This window comes from Streptomyces sp. NPDC058001, assembly GCF_042886315.1.
In the GTDB taxonomy this organism is placed as follows: Bacteria; Actinomycetota; Actinomycetes; order Streptomycetales; family Streptomycetaceae; genus Streptomyces.
In genome coordinates, this window is sequence record NZ_JBHVQT010000013.1 from 329,886 (window position 1) to 350,654 (window position 20,769).

The window sequence follows — 20,769 nt, forward strand, 5'->3', positions numbered from 1 at the left end:
AACTCCTGTCCGGGGCCGGGACACTAGCCTCGTGCCATGAGCAGGCCGCCCTCCTTCGTCCCCCCGCCCGGCACCCGCGCACTGCGGCTCAGCACCGCGCGCGGGGACTTCGCCGCCATCGCGTCGCCCGCCGTCACCGGGCACACCAAAGGCACCGCCCTGCTGCTGCCCGGGTTCACCGGCAGCAAGGAGGACTTCATCGCCCTGCACACGCCCCTGGCCGCCGCCGGATACCGGACGGTCGCCGTGGACGGTCGCGGGCAGTTCGAGTCCGACGGTCCCCGCGACGACGAGACGCCCTACGCGCAGGAGCAACTCGCGCGCGATGTCATCGCCCAGGCCACCGCGGTGAGTGGCGCTTTTGCGGACGACACCTTCGGCGAGGGCGCCTTTGCTGACGGCTCCTTCGCGGGCGGCACCTTCGCGGGCGACACCTTTGCGGGCGGTCCCGTCCATCTCCTGGGGCATTCGCTGGGCGGTCTCGTCGCGCGCGCGGCCGTGCTGCTGGACGTCGCGCCGTTCCGGTCGCTCACCTTGATGGCGTCCGGGCCCGCGCAGATCTCCCCATCGCAGCAGGAGCGCGTGAAGCTGTTGCGGGACGCCCTCACGGTGATGGACATGGCCCAGGTCTGGGCCGCGATCCAGAGCATGGAACCGCCACCCCCGGAGGACACCGCCAGCGGTGCCGAAGTGCCGGGTCTCGACCAGGGGTTGGACGACGCCGACGACCTGCGCAGGCGCTGGCTCCTTACGAGCCCGTCCCAACTCATCGTCACCGGGCGGCAGTTGTGCGTGGAACCGGACCGGGTCGGTGAACTCGCCGCACTGCCGCTGCCCAAGCATGTGATCTCCGGCGAGCGGGACGACACCTGGCCGCTACCGCTCCTGGACGACATGGCCGTACGACTCGGAGCGCGCCGCACGGTCGTACGCGGGGCCGAGCACTCGCCGAACACGGACCGCCCGCAGGAGACGGCGGCGGCACTGGCGGCCTTCTGGGACACCGTCGACTGAGAAGCTGTCGTCCGTCCGGGAGCACGAAAGCGCCTCAGTACTGCTTGGGGCTGCTTGATTCTCAGTACTGCACTGCCTGGGTCTCAGTACTGCGTACGCAAGTGCTCCCAGAAGCCGTCCCGCAGGGCGCGGCGCAGGTCGGACTGGCCGCGCAGGGAGTACTGGAGCAGCCCCTCGGCCTCCACCAGGAGGTCCTGGTCGACGGAGCCGGGCAGGTAGGGGTGGCCGGGCAGCAGGTCCACCAGAGCCTCGCGGCCACGGGCGCCGAGCCATTTGGCGGCGATCTGCGCGCCCACGAAACGCACGTCCTCGCGCGCGGGGCGTGGGGTCGCCGTCATGTCGTAGCCGACGGTGGTGCGCCGGGACACGTACGGCTTGAAGAAGTCGAGGTCGAAGGTCCGCTGGCTGTCGACCTCCCAGAGCAGCGGTTCGGCCTGGTTGCGCCCGTCGGGTGCCTCGACGCCCCACAGGTGCACGCGCGCGCCGTAGCCCTGCGCGGCCTCGACCGCCGAGACCAGGTCCTCGTCGCCGCCGACAAGGGCCGCGTCGCTGATCGCGCGGTGCCGGGCCAGTGACTCCAGATCGGTGCGGATGAGGGAGTCGACGCCCTTCTGCTGGTTGTTGGCGTTGAGGTTGCCGAGGCGGACCTTCACATCGGGGAGTTCCGCGATGGTCTGCTGCTCGGCGGTGTGGATACGGCGCCTTGCCCCGTCGTACCAGTAGACGCGCAGGAGTCGGCTGTCCGCGAAGATCATGCGGGCCCGGTCGATCAGCGCGTCGATCAGCCCCTGCGCGTCGAGGTCGAAGGCGCGACGGTCCTCGGTGCCCGCGACGAGCCGGCCGGCCGCGGCGTACAGGTACCCGGCGTCCACGAAGATCGCGTGGGTGGACGGGGTCTTCGCGACCTCGGCCAGCATGCGCTGGAGCAGCTCGTTGGTGCGGTCCAGGCGGGCCATCAGCGCGGGCGTCGTCGGGCTGTCTTCGGATCCGGGGAGTTCGGTGCCGGGGATTTCGTGGTTCATATGGCGCCCATTGTCCGGGCTGTCACGGAGAGGGCACAACCCGTCGGGTCACCTCGGGTTACCCGTGGGTAATTAGGTAGACGAAAAATTTCCTTAGCGTAGGGAATGTTTGCTGAGGGCAACCCGTTGAGGAGAGTGTGGGAGCGGGGCAGTGTTGCCGCGCAATCCACTCTTTACGGGCAGGCAATCGCCGTGTCCGGCACAGGGACAAGACTTCTGTCCCGAACCAGTAGTTCTCCTTCAGGAGGATGACCACCGACGAAGGGAGAAGCGTGATGCGCTTCGAGATCATGTGCCTTGACGATGTGGACGGCACCGCCGTCGACAGCACCGTCGTGGACGCCGCCTCCGTCAATCAGATCGTGCAGCAGGCCGCGGCCACCGGCCGGCGGCTCTACATACGGCCGGCCGAATCCCCGGCCTCGTAGGACGCGAGCACTGACGACACTCTTCAGGGCCCTCGCGCGACGCGGTCGAACACCGCGGTCGCGCGAGGGCCCTGCGCTTGCGCGAGGTCGGAGGGCGGCTCGCCCCGCGCGGCGGGCACGGGGCGAGTGGGTCACGCTCCCTTGATCACCTGTGTCACGCCGTTGATGATCTGCTGCACGGCGATGGCCGAGAGCATCATGCCCGCGAGCCGGGTGACCAGGACGACCCCGCCGTCCTTGATCACGCGGATGATGAACAGCGAGTACCGCATGACGACCCAGAGCACAGCGTGGATCGCGAGGATCGCGACCCATACGGAGACCTGGGCGCCGGCGCTGTCGGCCTTCTGCACGGCGAGGATCACCGACACGATCGCGCCGGGCCCGGCGAGCAGCGGCATTCCGAGCGGTACGAGGGCGACGTTGACGTCCTTGGTCTGCTGGGGTTCGTCGGTCTTGCCGGTGAGCAGGTCGAGCGCGATCAGCAGGAGCAGCAGACCGCCCGCGATCATCAGGGCGGGTACGGAGACATGCAGATAGTCGAGGATCTGCTGTCCCACGAGACCGAAGACGGCGATCACTCCGAAGGCCACGCAGACGGCCTGGAACGCCATCCGCTTCTGGACCTTGCCGGGGCGGCCGGCGGTGAGCGCGAGGAAGATCGGGGTGATTCCCGGGGGGTCCATGATCACGAAGAGGGTGAGGAAGAGGGAGCCGAAGACGGCGAGGTCGAACACGGGAAGCCTTGCGAGAGTGTGTGAACGGAAAGGGGGTGGGCCGCGCCTGAAGGGCACAGCCCCGGAGCCGGCCGGGACCGGAGTGGGACGGAACGCGACACGAAACGCGACACGGATGGAACCGGAGCGGGACGGACACCCGACTGCGGCCAGGGCGAAGGCCGAGTGGGGGCGGGCGGCCCCTGACCGGATCAGCGCATCGGCTCAGGCGGTGCGGGCCGGACCCCCGGCTCCCGGCACGGGGAAGGCTCCCGTGGCGCGCCGGGTGATCTCGCCGTAGACCTCGGGGTCGGTGGTGAACTCGCCGAGTACGCAGGTCTTGCGGTGTCCGTGGTAGTCGCTGGATCCGGTGGCGAGGAGTCCCAGGTCACCGGCGAGTCCGCGCAGCCGTGCGCGGGTGGCCGGTTCGTGGTCCATGTGGTCGACCTCGATGCCGTCGAGTCCGGCCGACGCGAATTCGGCGATGGCCGATTCGGGGACGATACGGCCGCGTTTGGCGGCTGCCGGGTGCGCGAAGACGGTGACTCCGCCCGCCGCCTTGACCAGGCGGATGGCCTCGAAGGGGTCCAGTTCGTGCTTGGCGACGTACGCCCGGCCGCCGTCGCCGAGCCACTCGGACGTGAAGGCGTGGGAGACGGAGGAGATCAGGCCGAGTTCGATCAGGGCCTCCGCGATGTGGGGGCGGCCGACGGAACCGTCACCGGCGATCCGGGCGACCTGTGCCCAGGTCACCGGGACTCCCAGGTCCTGGAGCTTGCGGACCATGCCCTGAGCGCGGGGGACCCGGTCGTCGCGGACGAGTTCGCGCTGGCGGAGGAGTTCCGGTTCGTCGGCGTCGAAGAGGTACGCGAGCAGGTGCAGGCCGATGCCGTTGAGGCGGCAGGAGAGTTCGGCGCCGGTGACGACGGTGAGGTCGCGGTCGAGGGAGGGGAGGGTGTCGATGGCTTCCGCGTGGCCGCGGGTGGTGTCGTGGTCGGTCAGCGCGACGACGTCCAGCCCCTCGGCGGCTGCCCGGCGGATCAGTTCGGCCGGGGTGTCCGTGCCGTCGGATGCGGTGGAGTGGGTGTGCAGGTCAATACGCACGCTTGGCTCCAGACCGAACGGGGGGACGGGGACGCCCCAGGATACCGGGGCGCCGGGTGCCCTTTGTCCCCTGGGCGGGGGGCCGGTCCCGTGCCGGGGGCGGGGGCTGCCTGGGGGTTCCGCAAGACTTCCGCGGTCCCGGCGGAGCACCGTCGCGGCGGGAGGTTGCCCCCGCCGGAGGCGTCCCCGCTGCCGCGATGCCCTTACGGCTGGAGGAAACCCCTACCGCAGAAGGGCCACGCCGCCGGACATACCGCCGGACACTCGCCGCCCCGGCGGAGCGCCGTCGCGGCGGCAAAAAATCCCCTGGCGGGAAACGGGGCTCCCTGCCGGGCGGCGGCAGGCTGTTCGGCTACAAGCCGCGTGCCTGACGCCGTCGGGTATTCCACGGGATACCCGCCCTCCCAGCGGAACGTCATCGCAGCGGTAAGAGATCACCTGGCGGGGAAGACTTTTCGGCCGAGCGCGGCCCGCGCGGCGCGGTGTTCTGACCGGTCGAAACGCTCCGCCAGCGAGAGTGGCACCCCACCTGCGCCCCGCCCGCAGGAGCCGTCCGAGCGCGAGCCGGGCACACGATGCCGTCGGGCATTCCGCCGGACACCCACCGTCCCGGCGAAGCGCCGTCGCGGCGTCGCGGCGTCGCGGCGGGAAGTAGGCCCCTGAGGGGGAAGGGGGCCGCCACCGGACGGGGTAGCCCGGCCGCCGATCGGCTGCAAGCCGTGCGACCGGCACCTAAGGGTGTTCCGCCGGTCCCCCGCCGGCCCGGCGAAGCGCCATCGCAGCGGGAAGAGATCACCTGGCGGGGAAGAGGGCTTGCGCCCAGGGGCGGCACCCCCCGATCTGGCATTCCGGCGGGACGAAACTCTCTGCCAGGGAGAGGGGCGCCCCGCCCAGGGGAAGTCCGCCGAGGCCGGCCGGCCGCGAGTCGGGGGTCCGACGGTGCCGGGTACCCGTCAACCCAGCGGAGCGTCTCGTTGGGTCAGGGGGAGAGGATTCGGGGGGTCAGGGCTCCGCAAGGGAGTAGGTCTACTTCCGCGCCCGCGTCGCGGAGGTCCGTGAGGACGAGTTCGTCGTACATGAGCAGGCCCGACTGCTCCGGCCAGACCACCGCCCAGAGCCAGAGGCCGAGCGCCTCGCCGGCGAAGACCGCGCGGTCGTCGGGTGTGCCCGATACATGCCACAGCGGTGTGGGACGGCCCGCCGCCAGGACCTTGGCCTGAGGGGGTTTCTCGACGCTGATGAAGGGGCCGGGGTCGGGTCCGTCGATGCCGGCGTACCGCGCGCCCAGCCCGACGCCCAGTTCCTCGGCGACCAGCACCAGCTCCCCTATGCCGCCCAGCGGCCCCGGTCCCGAGCAGGCCACCGCCGTCGCGCGCCCACCGCTGCGGTCGTCACCCGCGTAGGCCACCCCGGTGAACAGCCAGCCGACGGGAAGGGGCCACGGCATCCAGACAGGCACCTGAGCGCGGTGCACCACCACACCGAGGGCCTCGACGCTGGGCGGGATCACGGGCTGCAACGGGTGCACCGGCCCATGGACATCGCACTGCCAGGCATCGGCGAAAAGTCCGGGAGCCCTGACCCGGCCACCACACTTCGGGCAACTGGGTTCGCCCCTCATAGGTGCCAACGGTCCTCCCCGGCCGTCCTCGCGTCAAGGACGATCACTCGTCCGGAGCGCCCGCGACCAGGCGTAATTAAGTGTAGCTTACATTAATTAGTCTACCTAACTTATTGTGTGCATAGACCAAGGACCCCACCACCTTGATCAACCTTGATTCACAGTCTTGATTCACAGTGAGGAGTGGGTATGCGGAGCAGTACCAACCTCCTGCGTCAGCCGAAGGCGGTCTGGGCCACCGCCGGGGCATCCGTCGTCGCCTTCATGGGCATCGGACTCGTCGACCCGATCCTCCCTTCGATCGCCAAGGGTCTTGAGGCGACGCCGAGCCAGGTCTCCCTGCTCTTCACCTCGTACTTCCTGATCACCGCCGTGGCCATGCTGGTGACCGGCTTCGTCTCCAGCCGGATCGGCGGACGCCGGACCCTGCTCCTCGGTCTCGCCCTGGTCGTCGTCTTCGCGGCCCTGTCCGGCACCTCGGGCTCGGTCGGCGAACTCGTCGGATTCCGCGCGGGCTGGGGCCTGGGCAACGCCCTCTTCGTCTCGACGGCGCTCGCCGTCATCGTCGGCGCCGCGGCCGGCGGCAGCGCGGCGGCGATCCTGCTGTACGAGTCGGCGCTCGGGCTCGGCATGGCGTGCGGCCCGTTGGCAGGGGCGCTCCTCGGGAACGCCAGCTGGCGCTACCCGTTCTTCGGCACCGCCGCCCTGATGGCCATCGGCTTCCTGTGCATCACGGTGTTCCTGAAGGAGCAGCCGAAGCCGGCGCGCAAGACCTCGCTCCTCGATCCGCTCAAGGCGCTCGGCCACGGCGGTCTGGCCTCAGCGGCCGTCTCGGCGTTCTTCTACAACTACACGTTCTTCACGGTCCTGGCCTTCACGCCGTTCGTACTGAACATGACCCCGTACAAGTCCGGTGCGGTGTTCTTCGCCTGGGGTGTGCTGCTCGCCTTGTTCTCGGTGCTGGTCGCGCCCCGCCTCCAGAGGCGTTTCGGCTCGCTCAAGGTGCTCGGCGGCTCCCTCGTGCTGCTCGCGCTGGACGTCCTCGTCCTCGGTTACGGCAGCCACACCACGGCCGTGGTCTGCACGATCCTGTCGGGCGCGCTGATCGGCGTGAACAACACCGTCTACACCGAACTGGCGCTCGGGGTCTCGGACGCGCCCCGTCCGGTCGCCAGCGCCGGATACAACTTCGTCCGCTGGTTCGCCGCCGCGGCGGCCCCGTTCTTCGCGCCGAAGATCGAGGAGTGGAGCGACATCCACATCCCGTTCGTGGTCGCGGCGGTGACGGCGGTGGCCGCAGCGGTGGTCGTGTGGGTGCGCAGGACGTCCCTCACGCACGAGGCGGAGGAACTCGCACCGCGCCATGCGACGGAGGACGGCGTCTCGGCCTTCGCCAACTGAACCAACGAGCCGATGAGCCGATGAGCCAAGACCCGCTGAGCCGATGACCCAGTGACCCAACGAGCCGCCGACCCAATGACCCAGTAAGCCAAACTCACCGGCCCCCACAAAACCGACCCCTCACTCCAGCCCTACCCCCGACCGCAACGGATCCCGCAGATCCGTACCCGCACCGAGCCACCGCTCCTGAAGCGCGTCGGCCCCCCGCACCCTCTTCCACGCGGCCTCGTTCGCCGTCATCGGCAACAGCGGCAGAAACCGTACGGAATCCAGCGGAGCGTCCAGTTCCAGGTCTTCCACCAGACCGCCGGACTCGGCGACCAGGACCGATGTGAACGGCGCGCCGGGCCACAGGGGTTCGCCGACGTCGAGTGAGGCGCCGGGGGCCACCACCAGACCCTCGACCTGGGGCGAGGCCGCCAGTACGGCGAGGGGCCGGAGCGCCTTGTCGGTGTCGGCGAGCCCGGACCGTACCGACAGGACCAGTTCCGCGCGCGGACCCCGCTCCGGATCCGCGACGACCGCCGTCGGGTCCGTCATCGGGTGGGCGGACATGCCCAGGGTCACGTAACGCGCCAGGCCGTCGCCGGTGAAGCGGAGCACCTCGATACGGTCCGTGCCCAGGAACGTCACCGCCGCGCGCGCGTCCGGTTCGCCCAGGGTCATCCGCAGCCGGGCCTCGACCAGCGCAAGAACATCAGCCATGCGGCGAGCATAGAACCCCCACGTCACCCCCATGCCAGCCGCTTTTCGGAGCGGCTCCGGTGCATGGAACGCGTATTCAACGGGTAAAGGCGGGGGCCGACACTTCAGTCGGCTGATACTCTTGGCCGCTGGTCGGGGTAGCACGCTGAAGCGTCACCCTCACGCCCCGACGTCATGGACCTCCCCTACGGGGGACCGGCCGGAGGAGGTGGGGCTGCAATGGATCGAAGTCACCCGGGCAGTACCACCCGCTCTTCCGACCGCTGAGTCCCCGTAGCTCCGGCAGCTACTCCCCGGCGTTCGCGCCCCGCGTCCAGGTCAGTCTGATCGTCTGTCCTCGCCCGGCGTATGACGGAAGAGCCCGTGGTTCCCGCCTGAACTGACTGATCCGTCTGATCACGTCTGATCACGTCTGATCCGTATCAGCAGCGAAGCCGCCACCGCGAAGGCGCGGTGCTCCCCGCTTTGTGGACGTCACCGACCTCCGTAGCAGGACGTCCTCATTCCGGGTAGTTCCAGCCCTCGCCCGGCGGCCCCGTAGCGAAGGAGCCTGCCCATGTCGATGATCCGTGACCTGCGCGCCGCCGTCCGGCCCGCGCCGCGCAAGGACGACAGCCCCTACGACACGACCCGAGACCCCGCGACGCCGTCCGCCGTCGTCGACTGCGCCGTCTACCGCGACGGGCGCCGCGTCGAGTCCGCGGAGTGCCTGACACCGCACGGCGCGATGCTCCAGGTGCGGCGCGACGGCGGCTTCGCGTGGATCGGTCTGCACGAGCCAACGGAGGCCGAATTCGCCGTGATCGCGGCCGAGTTCGGGCTGCATCCGCTGGCCGTCGAGGACGCCGTGCACGCGCATCAGCGGCCCAAGCTGGAGCGGTACGACGACACGCTCTTCACGGTGTTCAAGACCATCCACTACGTCGAGCACGCCGAACTCACCGCGACCAGCGAGGTCGTGGAGACCGGCGAGGTGATGTGCTTCACCGGGCGGGACTTCTTCATCACCGTGCGGCACGGCGGACAGGGGTCCCTGCGGGGGCTGCGGCACCGGCTCCAGGACGAGCCGGAACTCCTCGCCAAAGGGCCTTCGGCGGTACTGCACGGGATCGCCGACCATGTCGTGGACGGATATCTCGCGGTCGCGGACGCCATGCAGGACGACATCGACGAGGTCGAGACCGAGGTGTTCTCGCCGGGCCGCAAAGGCGGTTCACGCGGAGTGGACGCCGGTCGGATCTACCAGCTCAAGCGGGAGGTCCTGGAGTTCAAGCGGGCGGTCGCTCCGCTCGCGCGGCCCATGCAACTGCTCAGCGAGCGGCCGATGCGGCTGGTCGACCCCGACATCCAGAAGTACTTCCGCGATGTCGCCGACCACCTCGCGCGCGTGCAGGAACATGTCGTCGGTTTCGACGAGTTGCTGAACTCGATCCTCCAGGCCAACCTCGCGCAGGCGTCCGTCGCACAGAACGAGGACATGCGCAAGATCACGTCCTGGGCGGCCATCATCGCCGTACCGACCATGGTCTGCGGCGTGTACGGCATGAACTTCGACCACATGCCGGAGCTGCGCTGGACGTACGGGTATCCGATGGTGCTCGGGATCACGGTCGGGATCTGCCTCACGATCCACCGCACCCTGAAGCGCAACGGCTGGCTCTGACTACGCTGGGGCCATGACGGATTCGCTGCTCGACCAGGCCCTCGTCGAGGAGGCCACGAAGAAGTCCGGACTCATCTGGGTGCGGGGCGCCGGACCCACGCGGGCCTTGTGGCACGTGTGGCACGACGGCGCCGCGCATCTCGTCGGCGACGGGCCCGGCGAGCAGCCGCTGCCGGAGCTGGTCGACGGGGGTACGGCCACGGTCACCGTACGCAGCAAGGACAAGGGCGGGCGGCTCGTGGGGTGGACCGCGCGGGTCGTGGAGCTGGCTCCCGGTACGGAGGCGTGGGAGGCGGCCGTGGCGGAGCTGAAGGGCAAGCGGCTGAACGCGCCGGACGGGGAAGGGGTGCCGGCGCGGTGGGCTCGGGAGTGCCGTGTCCTGCGCCTGGAGCCACAGGGCCCCCTCGTGGACCCCTCACCCGGCTCCGATGCGGCCCCGCCCCTCCCCACCCCGGCCACCACGCGCCATCCGATCCCGGCGGCCCTCCCCCGCCTCCTGCGCAAACGCCGCCGCTGAGCGAAGCCGCCGCCGACCGGAAACCCGAAAGCCCGGAAACCCGAAGGCCCGGAAACTCAGAAAAGGGCCCTCAAGACGTAGGCAATTGCTTGCCGTAATCCACCGTCTCCGTCTTGTCCGGTTCCTTCAGGACGAACTCCTTGTTCCAGTCCGTCAGGCTGATCGTGCCGGCGTCCCCGGCGCGTACCAGACGCAGCGGGAACGGGGTGCCCTCCAGGGACACGTCGAGCGTCCCGCCGGCGCCTTTGTCACCGGTGACCTGCACGGTACGGACCCCTCCCGAGTCCTCCCGGTCCCCCTTGTCGAGCTTGCCGTGGAGGGTGAGGAGCCCTTCGAGCAGCAGCTTCATATCGGTGAAGCCACTGAGCTGCTGATACGCGGGGTCGCCCTGGGGCACCTTCACGTACTTACCGTCGAGCTTGTTCGCGACCGCCTTGTCGGACTCCGAGGAATCGCCCTTGCCGTCGTCCTCGTGGCTCCAGAAACCGGAATCCGCCTTGAGGAACAGGTGCTCGCCCACGCGCAGCAGCCGGAACGTGCCCTTCTTGGAGGTCACCGACCCGGTACCGCCGTTCCCCTTCAGCCGCATGTCGAGCTTGTACGTCAGGCCCTTGCTGACGACGGTGCCGGACAGCCGTACCGAGGAGGCCGACTCGGCCGCCGTACGCGACTTGCTCTGGATCTTGTCGGCGGCCAGTTTGCCGACCCCGTTGGTGCCCGCGTCGGGGTCTTCGGATGAGCACCCCGTGAGCCCGGCGCCCGCCGCGATCACCCCCGCGCACACCACGCTCACCATCGCCGCTCTGCGGATGCGGCCCTGGGGAAATGCAGACACAGGGGGGCTGCCTCTCATGCGGGGGTGGCGCCACTGCGCCAGCGGCGTACGGCAGCGTACCGGTGTCACGCGAGCCCGTCGGACCCAGTCCTTCCGGACCGTCAGCCAAGGCGCCACCGACCGGGACGGGCTAGCCTGAAGCCCGAATTACCCGGAGTTATGTGAATTGACGGACAAGCGTGGGTGGGGTGGACCGGGCCGCACCGCGCAGCGCGACCCAGGGAGGCGCGTCATGGCGTCCGGCGCCCCCAGAGTCTTCGTGTCGCACCTCGCGGACATCGCCGTCTTCGACCCGAACGGCGACCAGGTCGGCCGGGTCCGCGATCTCGTCGCCCAGTTCCGCGTCGACCGCCGCCCGCCCCGGCTGCTCGGCCTTGTCGTGGAGCTGTCAGGGCGCCGCCGCGTCTTCTTCCCGATCACCCGGGTGACCGGCATCCAGGCCGGGCAGGTCCTCACCACCGGCGTTCTGAACGTGCGCCGCTTCGAACAGCGCCCCACCGAGCGGCTGGTGTTCGGCGAGATGCTCGACCGGCGGATCCGGCTCGTCGAGACCGACGAGGAGGTGACCGTCCTCGATCTGTCGGTACGGCAGATCTCGTCCCGCCGCGAATGGGAGATCGACCGCCTCTTCGTACGCAAGGGCAAAGGCGGTGCTTTCCGCAGGAGCCGCGGCGAGACGCTGACCGTCGAGTGGTCCGCCGTCAGCGGCTTCTCGCTGGACGAGCAGGGTCAGGGCGCGGAGACCCTGCTCGCCACCTTCGAACAGCTGCGCGCCGCCGACCTGGCCAACGTCCTGCACCACCTGTCCGCCAAGCGCCGTTCGGAGGTCGCCGCGGCCCTGGACGACGACCGGCTCGCCGACGTACTCGAAGAGCTGCCCGAGGACGATCAGATCGAGATCCTCGGCAAGCTCAAGGAGGAGCGTGCGGCGGACATCCTGGAGGCCATGGACCCGGACGACGCGGCCGACCTGCTGTCGGAGCTGCCGGAGAACGACCAGGAGCGGCTGCTCGGCCTGATGCGGCCCGACGACGCGGCGGACATGCGCCGGCTGTTGGCGTACGAGGAGAGTACGGCGGGCGGTCTGATGACGACCGAGCCGATCGTGCTGCGGCCGGACGCGACGGTCGCGGACGCCCTCGCGCGCGTACGCAACCCCGATCTGTCGCCCGCGCTCGCCGCGCAGGTGTACGTGTGCCGGCCGCCGGACGAGACGCCGACCGGGAAGTACCTCGGCACCGTGCACTTCCAGCGGCTGCTGCGCGATCCCCCGTACTCACTGGTCGGCTCGATCCTCGACACCGATCTGCAACCGCTCACACCCGGCGACTCACTGCCCGCGGTGGCCGGCTTCTTCGCCACGTACGACATGGTCGCCGCGCCCGTGGTCGACGACGGCGGGTCCCTGCTCGGCGCGGTCACCGTGGACGACGTGCTCGACCATCTCCTGCCCGAGGACTGGCGGGAGACCGAGTTCCATCAGCCCGGGGAGGCGAACGGTGAGCCCTGAGCGCGAGCCGGCCGTCCGCGGTGAGCCTGCGCGGCCCGGCCTGCCCCGACTCGACCTGCCGCTCGCCCGCCGCCGCAGACTGCTGCCGGAGTACGACCCGGACGCCTTCGGCCGGATGTCGGAGCGGATCGCCCGCTTCCTGGGCACCGGGCGCTTCCTGGTCTGGATGACGGTCACGATCGTCATCTGGGTCGTCTGGAATGTGTGGGCTCCCCGGGAACTCCGCTTCGACCCTTATCCGTTCATCTTTCTGACGCTTGTCCTCTCCCTCCAGGCGTCGTACGCGGCCCCGCTGATCCTGCTCGCCCAGAACCGGCAGGACGACCGGGACCGGGTCAACCTCCAACAGGACCGCAAGCAGAACGAGCGCTCGATCGCCGACACCGAGTACCTCAGCCGTGAGGTCGCCGCCCTCCGCACGGGTCTCGGTGAGGTCGCGACGCGCGACTGGATCCGCTCCGAGCTGGAAGATCTGCTGCGGGCGCTGGACGAGCGGCGACCGCCCCTGCCCATCGAAAGGTCCGTCGAGCGGTCCGAAAGTGACACAGACGACCGCTGAGGGGCTGTCCGGCCCCCCTGGTGGGCGCCGTACCATCGTCCGTATGGCTACGGAAGACGCGGTGCGTGAAGCGCTGGCGACGGTGAACGATCCCGAGATCAACCGGCCCATCACCGAACTGGGGATGGTCAAATCGGTGGAGATCGGCACGGACGGTGCCGTCGCGGTGACCATCTATCTCACGGTCTCCGGCTGCCCGATGCGCGAGACCATCACCAACAGGGTGACCGAGGCCGTCTCGGGGGTCGAGGGCGTCACGGGCGTCGAGGTGACGCTCGACGTCATGAGCGACGAGCAGCGGCGCGAGCTGACGTCCTCGCTGCGCGGCGGGCAGGCCGAGCGCGAGGTCCCCTTCGCGAAGCCGGGCTCGCTGACGCGGGTGTACGCGGTCGCGTCCGGCAAGGGCGGCGTCGGCAAGTCGTCCGTGACCGTCAACCTGGCGGCGGCGATGGCGGCGGACGGTCTGAAGGTCGGCGTCGTGGACGCCGACATCTACGGCCACTCCGTGCCGCGCATGCTCGGCGCCGACGGGCGGCCGACCCAGGTCGAGAACATGATCATGCCGCCGTCCGCGCACGGCGTGAAGGTCATCTCCATCGGGATGTTCACGCCCGGCAACGCGCCGGTGGTGTGGCGCGGCCCGATGCTGCACCGCGCCCTTCAGCAGTTCCTCGCGGACGTCTACTGGGGCGACCTGGACGTGCTGCTCCTGGACCTTCCGCCGGGCACCGGCGACATCGCGATCTCCGTCGCGCAGCTCGTGCCGAACGCCGAGATCCTGGTGGTGACGACGCCTCAGCAGGCCGCCGCGGAGGTCGCCGAGCGGGCCGGTTCCATCGCGGTCCAGACCCACCAGAAGATCGTGGGCGTGGTCGAGAACATGGCGGGCCTGCCGTGTCCGCACTGCGGCGAGATGGTCGACGTGTTCGGTACGGGCGGCGGCCAGAGCGTCGCCGACGGGCTCACCCGGACGACGGGCGCCACGGTCCCGGTCCTCGGGTCCATCCCGATCGACGTACGGCTGCGTGAGGGCGGCGACGAAGGCAAGCCGGTGGTCCTGTCCGACCCCGACTCCGCCGCGGGTGCCGCGCTGCGGGCCATCGCGGGGAAGCTGGGCGGCCGGCAGCGGGGCCTTTCAGGGATGTCGCTCGGGATCACGCCGCGCAACAAGTTCTGAGGTCCGCGACACGTTCCGAGGGCCGTCCGAGGGGGCGCCGTGACCGGCCGGGTGCCCCCTCCACGAGGTACGGGGCTACGCGTACGCGGTGAGGTCCTTGACCACGGAGAAGCCGAGCCCGTACGCGCTCATCCCCCGCCCGTACGCACCCAGGTGGACGCCCTCGCGCGTGGACCCGGCGAGTACCCAGCCGAACTCGGACTCGCGGTAGTGAAACGGTGTCGGCACACCGTCGACCGGAAGCGACAGCGCCGACCAGTCGGCGCCGGCCAGGTCGTCCGCGAGGACGAACGCGGTCTCGGTCTGCTGCTCCAGCCAGTCGTCCCGGAGGGTGTGGTCCATCTGGGCCGGCCAGGTCACCGCGAGCAGGCCCGATCCGGCCAGCCACGCGGCCGAGGAGACCGAGGTCGCCTCCAGCACTCCCGTGTTGTCCGCCGTCCGCCGGACCGGGTTCGCCGCGACGGTCACGACGACCGCGAAGCGCTCTCTCTCCCCGTCGCGCCCGTCGGCCGCCCACCGCAGCGACGGTTCGTCCCCGTGCCCGACGGAACCGTGCTCCACGGTGCCTTCGGCGGACGCGCCGACATTCATCAGCCAGCGCTGCCCGGTGAACGCCTCGTCGAGGCCGTACCAGGGGAAGGGCGCCAGCAGGTAGTCATCGACCGTGCGCACCCGACTTGTCGTCTCCATGACGCGGACGCCTCCTCGCTCTAGTCGGACCGGAGTTGGCCCGCCCCCCTCGGGCGATCTCCTGACAGCCCGCACAACAACTAGGCAGAATAACCATCTCTCCCCCACGCACCACGAAACCACTGATGGGGTGGGTCGCAAACCGACCACTCCACGCCATCAACACGCGGAGTACGTCCCGGTGTCGCCCGGTTGACGGGAGTGGTATGGGCATGAGGGCAGCGATATGCGTCACATGGAGGCACGGGGGGCTCAGGGGGCGCGGCGGAATCGCCCCGGGGGCGCGAGAGAGCGGGTCAGCTCGCGGCGGGGCGCGTCAGTACGAGCTTCCGTACGCGAGTCGGTACGGGGCTTCCGTACGGGCGTCAGTACGGTCTCCGTACCGCGTCAGGGCGCGCTCGTCAGGTCGCGTCGGCGTCGAATGGGGGACGCTCGCCCGGGTCGAGTTCCTGCCGCTTCTTGCTCATGTCGATACGCCCACCGGAGCCGGTCCCCCCGCCGCCTGACGAGGAGGAGGAAGACGGAGCGGAGGACGCGGACGGGGTCGACGATTCACCCTCGGCGGTGTCGCTCTCACGACCGTGCACGGCGTCCGTCAGCTCGGCCATTTCCTTCTTCAGGTCGAACCCGTTCCGGATCTCCTTGAGCCCCAGCTCGTCACTGTCCAGGTGCTTGCGGATGAACGTCTTGGGGTTGAGGTCCTCGAATTCGAAGTCCTTGAACTCGGGGCCCAGTTCCTCCCGGATGTCATGCTTCGCGCTCTCCGAGAACTCGCGGACCTTCCGAATGGTGCGCGTGACGTCCTGGATCATCTTGGGCAGCTTGTCCGGGCCGAACACGAGCACGGCGAGGACGATGAGCGCCACCAATTCCAGTGGGCCTATGTCATTGAACACCTAGAACTCCTTGCGATGTCCCCGGCCCGCAGCAGGTCGTCAGGTCGTCCATGGTCCCGGACCGGACCCACGGTACCCGGCCACCCGGTGCGTCCGGAACTGTCCCGTACCTCTCGACCTCCTGTACACGGCAGGTTTTCCGGGATGTCCACCGTCAGTTCCCTCCCGCTGAGCCCAGGACCAGCGCGACCTTCCTCTTCTGCCCGTCCCGCTCCACGGTGAGTTCGAGCCGGTCACCGGGGCGATGGGCGCGAATCTTGACGATCAGCTCCTCGCCGGAGTTCACCCGCTGCCCGTCGACCTCGGTGATGACGTCACCGGCGCGGATTCCGGCCTTGTCGCCGGGGCCGTTCCGGGTCACGGACGGGCCGCCGTCGTTGCCCCGGGTGCCGACCCGGGCGCCGTCGCCCGTGTAGTCCATGTCGAGGGTGACGCCGATCACGGGGTGGGTGGCCTTGCCGGTGTTGATCAGTTCCTCGGCGACCCGCTTGCCCTGGTTGATGGGGATGGCGAAGCCGAGCCCGATGGAACCGGCCTGCCCGCCGCCCGGTTCGGAACCGCTGTCGGCGGACCGGATGGCGCTGTTGATGCCGATGACCCGACCCTTGGCGTCGACCAGCGGCCCGCCCGAGTTGCCCGGGTTGATGGGCGCGTCCGTCTGGAGCGCGTCCACGTACGAGACGTCGCTGCCGTCGCCCTTCTCGCCGCCCGCCGTGATGGGCCGCTCCTTGGCGCTGATGATGCCGGAGGTGACGGTGTTGGCCAGGTCGAAGGGGGCGCCGATGGCGACGACGGGGTCACCGACCTGGACGTTCTCGGAGTTGCCGAGGGGCAGTGGCTTGAGTCCGGAAACGCCGGTCACCTTGACCACGGCGAGGTCGTACCCGGAGTCCCGTCCGACGACCTCCGCCTTGGCCGTCTCGCCGCCGCTGAACGTGACCGTTATCACGCCCCCGGTACCGGCGGGCTCCACGACGTGGTTGTTGGTGAGGATGTGGCCGCGGCCGTCGAGGACGAACCCGGTGCCGGTGCCTTGTTCGGAGCTGCCGCGTACATGCAGGGTCACCACGCCGGGCAGCGTGCTGGCGGCGATCCCGGCGACGCTGTCCGGGGCACGGTCCTTGGACTCGACGTCGGCCTGCGGCAGTTCGACCGTGGTCCCGCCGTTCTGCTCCAGATACGAGCCGACGGCGCCGCCGATGCCACCGGCGACCAGCGCGAGCGCCACCCCCGCGACGAGGAGCCGCCCCCGGCGCGGAGGACGCGTCGCCCCCTCGGGCACGGCGCCGTTCTGCTGGAGGGGTGCGCTCCAGGGGTCGTACCGCTGCCAGGGGTCAGGGGCGACCGGACCGGCGGCGGCCTGAGGCGGCACACCGTAGGACGGGGAGCCGTGCGACGGGCCGCCGGGGGGCGGGGTGCCGTGGGACGGGGTGCTGTGGGGCTGGGAGTCGTAGGGCTGGGTGCCGGGAGGCCGGGAGTCATGGGGTTGGGAGTCATGGTGCGGGGAGCCGTACGGCTGCTGGCTCTGGTGCGGCGGGGGCGTCGGGTGGGACGGCACGTGGGGCGGCAGCGGTGCGCCCGGCGCCGGAATGCCTGCGGGAGCCTCCGGCATGCTCACCCCGTGCGGGGGCGTCGTGCCCGGATGCTGTACGGGCGGCGCGGGCGCCCACGGTCCCGGGCCCCCATAGGGCGGGGTGCTGTAGGGATCCGGGTCGTGCAGGGGCCTCGCCCGCTCCCCCTCACCGGAGCCCGAACCGGAAATGGGTCCTGAGCCGGAAACGGGTCCCGAACCGAATCCGGACCCACCGCTGAGCCCGGATCCACCGCCCGCGGGGGCTTCGGCACCGGACCACTCCGTGCCGGAACGGCCTCCGCGCTGCCCGTCAACTGTGGCGCCCTCGCCGTTGGACCTGCCGTCGTCCATGATCTCCCCGCACCTGGCCGGCGGTACCGCCCTTCGGCGGTCGCACGGCGGTCACCGCACTTCGTCTGGTCGGATCAGCGGCCCGGTTCTGTCCCGGAGCCGTGTCCCATCCGGGAATTCAACCAGGTTCGGGCCGCTCGGCGGAGGGTGCCGTGTCAGCGGACCGGCGACGCGGTGGCCCCACCGGGCGACGGGGCGGCGCCGGTGACGGGTGCACTGAGCAGTCCCGGCAGTGGCCCGTCCAGCGCCGTGAGCCCTGACGGGGCCGACGAAAAGGTCGCCGATGTGACATCGGGCAGCGACCGTATGAGCGGGGAGGTCGCGGCGGCACCGGCGAGCATGGGCGCCGCGAGAGCACGGACGGCGTTCGCGATCTCACCGCTCGGCATCGGCGTCGGCGCACCGGGCAGCAGCGGAGCGGTGACCGATGTGGGAGCGACGGGTGCGGCCAGGGCGCCGCCGGAACGCTGCCCGAGCATGGGTGAGGTCGTCCGCCGCCGGGAGGCGTCGGACGAGGGGACGGCGCCCGCGCCCTGGGTACGCATCGGTGTGACGTTGTCACTTCCCGCGCCACGGGCGGCGCCACCGGTCTCGGCCGGGAAGCTGGTGGAGACCCCGCCGAGCGCGATAGCGGCCAGGGAGACCGCCCCCGCCGCGGCGAACGCGAAGCGCCGGCGGCCCCGCGCGGCGGACCGCTCGGCGTCGGATCTCCCCACGGAATGGATACGGAACCCTCGCTCCGCCGCCGGCAGGACAGGCGCGTGCGGCCCGGCCGGGGCGTAGGTGAACGGGTCAGGGGTCATGCCGAAGATCCCCCGGCCGAACATTCCCCCGGTCGACGGCAGGCCGCCGTCGTCGTCACTGTCACCTCCCCCGGGCAGCCCCTGGAGCCTGGCCAGGAAGCTCTCCGAAGGAGGCGGGGGCGCAGCCTCCGCGAACACGTTCTTGAGGCGCCGCTGTGCGTCGGCCTCGGCCTTGCACTTGGCGCAGGTGGCGAGGTGGGCGAGGACCCGCTCACGCGAGTCATGGCCCAGCTCACCGTCGACCAGAGCGGCCAGCCGGTCTCCCAGATGCTGCTCGACAGGTGTCGGACGTGATCCACTCACGCGGTCGCGCCCCCTCCTCCCACCGCGGCGGCTCCGGTCACCGCCAGCGCACGCCGCTCGGCACGGGCCTCGGGAGACCGGTGCTGGAGGGCCTTGCGCAGCTGCGAGCGGCCACGGTGGATCCGGCTGCGGACCGTACCGAGCTTGACGCCCAGGGTCGCCGCGATCTCCTCGTAGGACAGCCCCTCGATGTCGCACAGGACGACGGCGGCGCGGAACTCCGGCGCCAGGGTGTCGAGCGCCTGCTGGACATCCGCGTCGAAGTGGGTGTCGTTGAAGACCTGCTGCGGTGACGGGTCACGGCTCGGGAGACGCTCGGCGGCGTCGTCCCCGAGGGAGTCGAAGCGGATGCGCTGCTTACGGCGCACCATGTCCAGGAAGAGATTCGTGGTGATCCGGTGAAGCCAGCCCTCGAAGGTGCCGGGAGTGTAGGTCGACAGCGATCGGAACACACGGACGAAGACTTCTTGGGTAAGGTCCTCGGCATCGTGCTGGTTGCCCGTCAGACGGTAGGCCAGTCGATAGACCCGTCCGCTGTGCGTGCTGACGATCTCCTCCCAGGTGGGCGGAGTCCACGACTGCGCGTCCGCGTCGGCGGCGAAGGTCGCGGTCTGTGCGGAGTGGGCAGCGTGGAAACGGTCAGCGGTGTCGGTCACGGATTTCGGCTCACCCGGTGATCGAAGAAGACGCCGGAGCACTCCTCTCCTTTCCGCAGGCGCAGCCGCACCTCCCCTATCGGCTCTGGTGGTGTCCAGTGGAGCCCCTACCATAGCCACCTCGCCCGTTAGCTCCGGATAAGCGTTTTTACGTGAATTTGGTACGTGCTTCGGCTCATGCGTCTCGACTTGCTCGCCGTCCTGATCCATTTCGTCCCCCCGCTCTGTTCCCCACCCCTCTAAACGCCCGGTCCCATCTGCGGGTTCCCGGGCCCAACGGATACAGTCACGGCCAGGCATCTACGGGGACAGGAGACGGTCATCACCGGCAACCGGCAGACGAGCTGGGCGTTCGCCGACGCCTTTGTCGCCGAGGACGAGGCACTGCGCTGGGCCCGTGACCGGGCCCGGGAGGCAGGGCTGCGCCCGGTGTCGCCCAGCACGGGCGCCACGCTGCGGATGCTCGCCGCCACGGCGGGCGCCAAGGCCGTCGCCGAGATCGGCACGGGGACCGGTGTGTCCGGAATGCATCTGCTGCACGGAATGCGGGCGGACGGGGTGCTCACGACGGTGGATCCCGAGCCGGAGCGGCAGCAGTTCGCGCGGCAGGCGTTCCGCACGGCGGGGTTCGCGAGCAACCGGGCCCGTTTCATTCCGGGCCGGGCGCTGGACGTACTGCCGCGTCTCGCGGACAGCGGCTACGACCTCGTCTTCTGTGACGGGGACCGTATGGAGTGCCTCGACTACCTAGCTGAATCGTTGCGCCTGCTGCGTCCGGGGGGCCTGGTGTGCTTCGAGGGCGTCTTCGCGGACGGCCGGACGGTGGATGCCGGGCCGCAGCCGATGGAAGTACTGCGGCTGCGGGAGCTGGTGCGGGCGGTGCGGGAGAACGCGGAGCTGCTGCCGTCGCTGTTGCCGGTGGGCGACGGGTTGCTCTGCGCGGTCAAGCGCTGACGTCGGCTTCACCGATCTGGTCACGGTGGCTTCACCGATCAGTCCGCAGTGGCTTCACCGATCAGGCCACGGTCCGCCGATTCGTCGGCTTGGCGGTTGGATGATTCGTCGGACGTTCCTGCGTGTCGCGCGCCGGGCGGATGCCCCCGGACACGGCAGAGCCCCGGCAACGCGTAGGCGGATTCCAGGGGTCGTCGCAACACGTGATCACTGACGTGTGGTGGCGAGCAGTTTATGCAGGCGCTCGGCTGGGGTTTCCCAGCCGAGCGTT

20 protein-coding genes are annotated in these 20,769 nt (G+C 70.2%); 9 read left to right on the top strand and 11 right to left on the bottom strand.

Annotated elements, in window-relative coordinates:
- The first annotated feature begins 36 nt into the window (after positions 1-36).
- On the top strand, positions 37-1,014 hold the full coding sequence (locus tag ACFVT5_RS31540) for an alpha/beta fold hydrolase (RefSeq protein WP_389894994.1): 978 nt from the start codon (positions 37-39) through the stop codon (positions 1,012-1,014).
- A gap of 83 nt (positions 1,015-1,097) precedes the next feature.
- Here the strand turns inward: ACFVT5_RS31540 and ACFVT5_RS31545 are convergent, their stop codons facing one another.
- Complete coding sequence (locus tag ACFVT5_RS31545) at positions 1,098-1,970, bottom strand: NYN domain-containing protein (RefSeq protein ID WP_389895051.1); 873 nt, start codon at positions 1,968-1,970, stop codon at positions 1,098-1,100.
- 314 nt (positions 1,971-2,284) lie between these two features.
- Between ACFVT5_RS31545 and ACFVT5_RS31550 the strand changes: the two genes are divergently transcribed.
- Complete coding sequence (locus ACFVT5_RS31550; RefSeq protein ID WP_389895059.1) at positions 2,285-2,464, top strand: hypothetical protein; 180 nt, start codon at positions 2,285-2,287, stop codon at positions 2,462-2,464.
- A 131-nt stretch (positions 2,465-2,595) separates the two neighbouring features.
- Here ACFVT5_RS31550 and ACFVT5_RS31555 read toward each other — a convergent pair whose 3' ends face one another.
- From ACFVT5_RS31555 to ACFVT5_RS31565, 3 genes are all read right to left on the bottom strand, one after another.
- A complete protein-coding gene (locus tag ACFVT5_RS31555) occupies positions 2,596-3,201 on the bottom strand; it encodes a MarC family protein (RefSeq protein WP_389894996.1) in 606 nt (201 codons plus the stop codon).
- 204 nt (positions 3,202-3,405) lie between these two features.
- Positions 3,406-4,284, bottom strand: coding sequence for a PHP domain-containing protein (locus tag ACFVT5_RS31560; protein ID WP_389894998.1), 879 nt, complete (start codon positions 4,282-4,284; stop codon positions 3,406-3,408).
- Between the two features lie 979 nt (positions 4,285-5,263).
- Positions 5,264-5,905, bottom strand: a complete 642-nt coding sequence (locus ACFVT5_RS31565) for a DUF6758 family protein (RefSeq protein ID WP_389895000.1) — start codon at positions 5,903-5,905, stop codon at positions 5,264-5,266.
- Between the two features lie 189 nt (positions 5,906-6,094).
- Between ACFVT5_RS31565 and ACFVT5_RS31570 the strand changes: the two genes are divergently transcribed.
- Positions 6,095-7,306, top strand: a complete 1,212-nt coding sequence (locus ACFVT5_RS31570; protein ID WP_389895002.1) for an MFS transporter — start codon at positions 6,095-6,097, stop codon at positions 7,304-7,306.
- Positions 7,307-7,426: 120 nt separating this feature from the next.
- Here the strand turns inward: ACFVT5_RS31570 and ACFVT5_RS31575 are convergent, their stop codons facing one another.
- Positions 7,427-8,011: a suppressor of fused domain protein gene (locus ACFVT5_RS31575; RefSeq protein ID WP_389895004.1), complete on the bottom strand. Its 585-nt coding sequence runs from the start codon at positions 8,009-8,011 to the stop codon at positions 7,427-7,429.
- Positions 8,012-8,567: 556 nt separating this feature from the next.
- On the opposite strand from ACFVT5_RS31575, the gene ACFVT5_RS31580 reads away from it, so the two are divergent.
- Entirely contained in the window at positions 8,568-9,674 is a 1,107-nt protein-coding gene (locus ACFVT5_RS31580) for a magnesium and cobalt transport protein CorA (protein WP_389895006.1), read from the top strand.
- A gap of 13 nt (positions 9,675-9,687) precedes the next feature.
- Positions 9,688-10,191 carry a hypothetical protein gene (locus ACFVT5_RS31585; protein ID WP_389895008.1) on the top strand — a complete coding sequence of 168 codons (504 nt, stop codon included), beginning with the start codon at positions 9,688-9,690 and terminating at the stop codon, positions 10,189-10,191.
- A gap of 70 nt (positions 10,192-10,261) precedes the next feature.
- Here ACFVT5_RS31585 and ACFVT5_RS31590 read toward each other — a convergent pair whose 3' ends face one another.
- Positions 10,262-11,044, bottom strand: a complete 783-nt coding sequence (locus tag ACFVT5_RS31590; RefSeq protein ID WP_389895010.1) for a hypothetical protein — start codon at positions 11,042-11,044, stop codon at positions 10,262-10,264.
- Between the two features lie 214 nt (positions 11,045-11,258).
- Here ACFVT5_RS31590 and ACFVT5_RS31595 point away from each other — a divergent pair, with 214 nt between their 5' ends.
- Genes ACFVT5_RS31595 through ACFVT5_RS31605 form a run of 3 tightly spaced genes read left to right on the top strand, consistent with a single transcriptional unit; the run spans position 11,259 to position 14,272 of the window.
- Positions 11,259-12,536, top strand: a complete 1,278-nt coding sequence (locus tag ACFVT5_RS31595) for a magnesium transporter MgtE N-terminal domain-containing protein (RefSeq protein ID WP_389895012.1) — start codon at positions 11,259-11,261, stop codon at positions 12,534-12,536.
- Complete coding sequence (locus ACFVT5_RS31600) at positions 12,505-13,095, top strand: DUF1003 domain-containing protein (RefSeq protein WP_389895053.1); 591 nt, start codon at positions 12,505-12,507, stop codon at positions 13,093-13,095. Before ACFVT5_RS31595 ends, ACFVT5_RS31600 begins: the two co-directional genes overlap by 32 nt.
- A gap of 43 nt (positions 13,096-13,138) precedes the next feature.
- Positions 13,139-14,272, top strand: a complete 1,134-nt coding sequence (locus tag ACFVT5_RS31605; RefSeq protein WP_389895014.1) for an Mrp/NBP35 family ATP-binding protein — start codon at positions 13,139-13,141, stop codon at positions 14,270-14,272.
- Positions 14,273-14,347: 75 nt separating this feature from the next.
- On the opposite strand, the gene ACFVT5_RS31610 is transcribed toward ACFVT5_RS31605, so the two are convergent.
- The 5 genes from ACFVT5_RS31610 to sigE form a co-directional block, all read right to left on the bottom strand.
- Positions 14,348-14,962, bottom strand: coding sequence for a hypothetical protein (locus ACFVT5_RS31610; RefSeq protein WP_389895016.1), 615 nt, complete (start codon positions 14,960-14,962; stop codon positions 14,348-14,350).
- 401 nt (positions 14,963-15,363) lie between these two features.
- A complete protein-coding gene (locus ACFVT5_RS31615; RefSeq protein ID WP_389895018.1) occupies positions 15,364-15,858 on the bottom strand; it encodes a sec-independent translocase in 495 nt (164 codons plus the stop codon).
- 154 nt (positions 15,859-16,012) lie between these two features.
- Positions 16,013-17,782, bottom strand: a complete 1,770-nt coding sequence (locus ACFVT5_RS31620) for a trypsin-like peptidase domain-containing protein (RefSeq protein WP_389895020.1) — start codon at positions 17,780-17,782, stop codon at positions 16,013-16,015.
- A 155-nt stretch (positions 17,783-17,937) separates the two neighbouring features.
- Entirely contained in the window at positions 17,938-18,888 is a 951-nt protein-coding gene (locus tag ACFVT5_RS31625) for an anti-sigma factor family protein (RefSeq protein ID WP_389895022.1), read from the bottom strand.
- Positions 18,885-19,658: an RNA polymerase sigma factor SigE gene (gene sigE / locus ACFVT5_RS31630; protein WP_389895055.1), complete on the bottom strand. Its 774-nt coding sequence runs from the start codon at positions 19,656-19,658 to the stop codon at positions 18,885-18,887. Before sigE ends, ACFVT5_RS31625 begins: the two co-directional genes overlap by 4 nt.
- A gap of 141 nt (positions 19,659-19,799) precedes the next feature.
- On the opposite strand from sigE, the gene ACFVT5_RS31635 reads away from it, so the two are divergent.
- The gene (locus ACFVT5_RS31635) at positions 19,800-20,498 is read left to right on the top strand and encodes an O-methyltransferase (RefSeq protein WP_389895057.1); all 699 of its coding nucleotides are present in this window, start codon (positions 19,800-19,802) and stop codon (positions 20,496-20,498) included.
- The last annotated feature ends 271 nt before the right edge of the window (positions 20,499-20,769 follow it).

Bases quoted from the DNA above. Each gene is read 5' to 3' on its own strand.
- ACFVT5_RS31540 (WP_389894994.1), top strand. From the start codon at position 37: ATGAGCAGGCCGCCCTCCTTCGTCCCCCCGCCCGGCACCCGCGCACTG.
- ACFVT5_RS31605 (WP_389895014.1), top strand. From the start codon at position 13,139: ATGGCTACGGAAGACGCGGTGCGTGAAGCGCTGGCGACGGTGAACGAT.
- ACFVT5_RS31610 (WP_389895016.1), bottom strand. From the start codon at position 14,962: ATGGAGACGACAAGTCGGGTGCGCACGGTCGATGACTACCTGCTGGCG.
- ACFVT5_RS31585 (WP_389895008.1), top strand. From the start codon at position 9,688: ATGACGGATTCGCTGCTCGACCAGGCCCTCGTCGAGGAGGCCACGAAG.
- ACFVT5_RS31590 (WP_389895010.1), bottom strand. From the start codon at position 11,044: ATGAGAGGCAGCCCCCCTGTGTCTGCATTTCCCCAGGGCCGCATCCGC.
- ACFVT5_RS31550 (WP_389895059.1), top strand. From the start codon at position 2,285: ATGACCACCGACGAAGGGAGAAGCGTGATGCGCTTCGAGATCATGTGC.
- ACFVT5_RS31580 (WP_389895006.1), top strand. From the start codon at position 8,568: ATGTCGATGATCCGTGACCTGCGCGCCGCCGTCCGGCCCGCGCCGCGC.
- sigE (WP_389895055.1), bottom strand. From the start codon at position 19,658: ATGGTAGGGGCTCCACTGGACACCACCAGAGCCGATAGGGGAGGTGCG.
- ACFVT5_RS31575 (WP_389895004.1), bottom strand. From the start codon at position 8,011: ATGGCTGATGTTCTTGCGCTGGTCGAGGCCCGGCTGCGGATGACCCTG.
- ACFVT5_RS31545 (WP_389895051.1), bottom strand. From the start codon at position 1,970: ATGGCCCGCCTGGACCGCACCAACGAGCTGCTCCAGCGCATGCTGGCC.
- ACFVT5_RS31565 (WP_389895000.1), bottom strand. From the start codon at position 5,905: ATGAGGGGCGAACCCAGTTGCCCGAAGTGTGGTGGCCGGGTCAGGGCT.
- ACFVT5_RS31570 (WP_389895002.1), top strand. From the start codon at position 6,095: ATGCGGAGCAGTACCAACCTCCTGCGTCAGCCGAAGGCGGTCTGGGCC.
- ACFVT5_RS31595 (WP_389895012.1), top strand. From the start codon at position 11,259: ATGGCGTCCGGCGCCCCCAGAGTCTTCGTGTCGCACCTCGCGGACATC.
- ACFVT5_RS31620 (WP_389895020.1), bottom strand. From the start codon at position 17,782: ATGGACGACGGCAGGTCCAACGGCGAGGGCGCCACAGTTGACGGGCAG.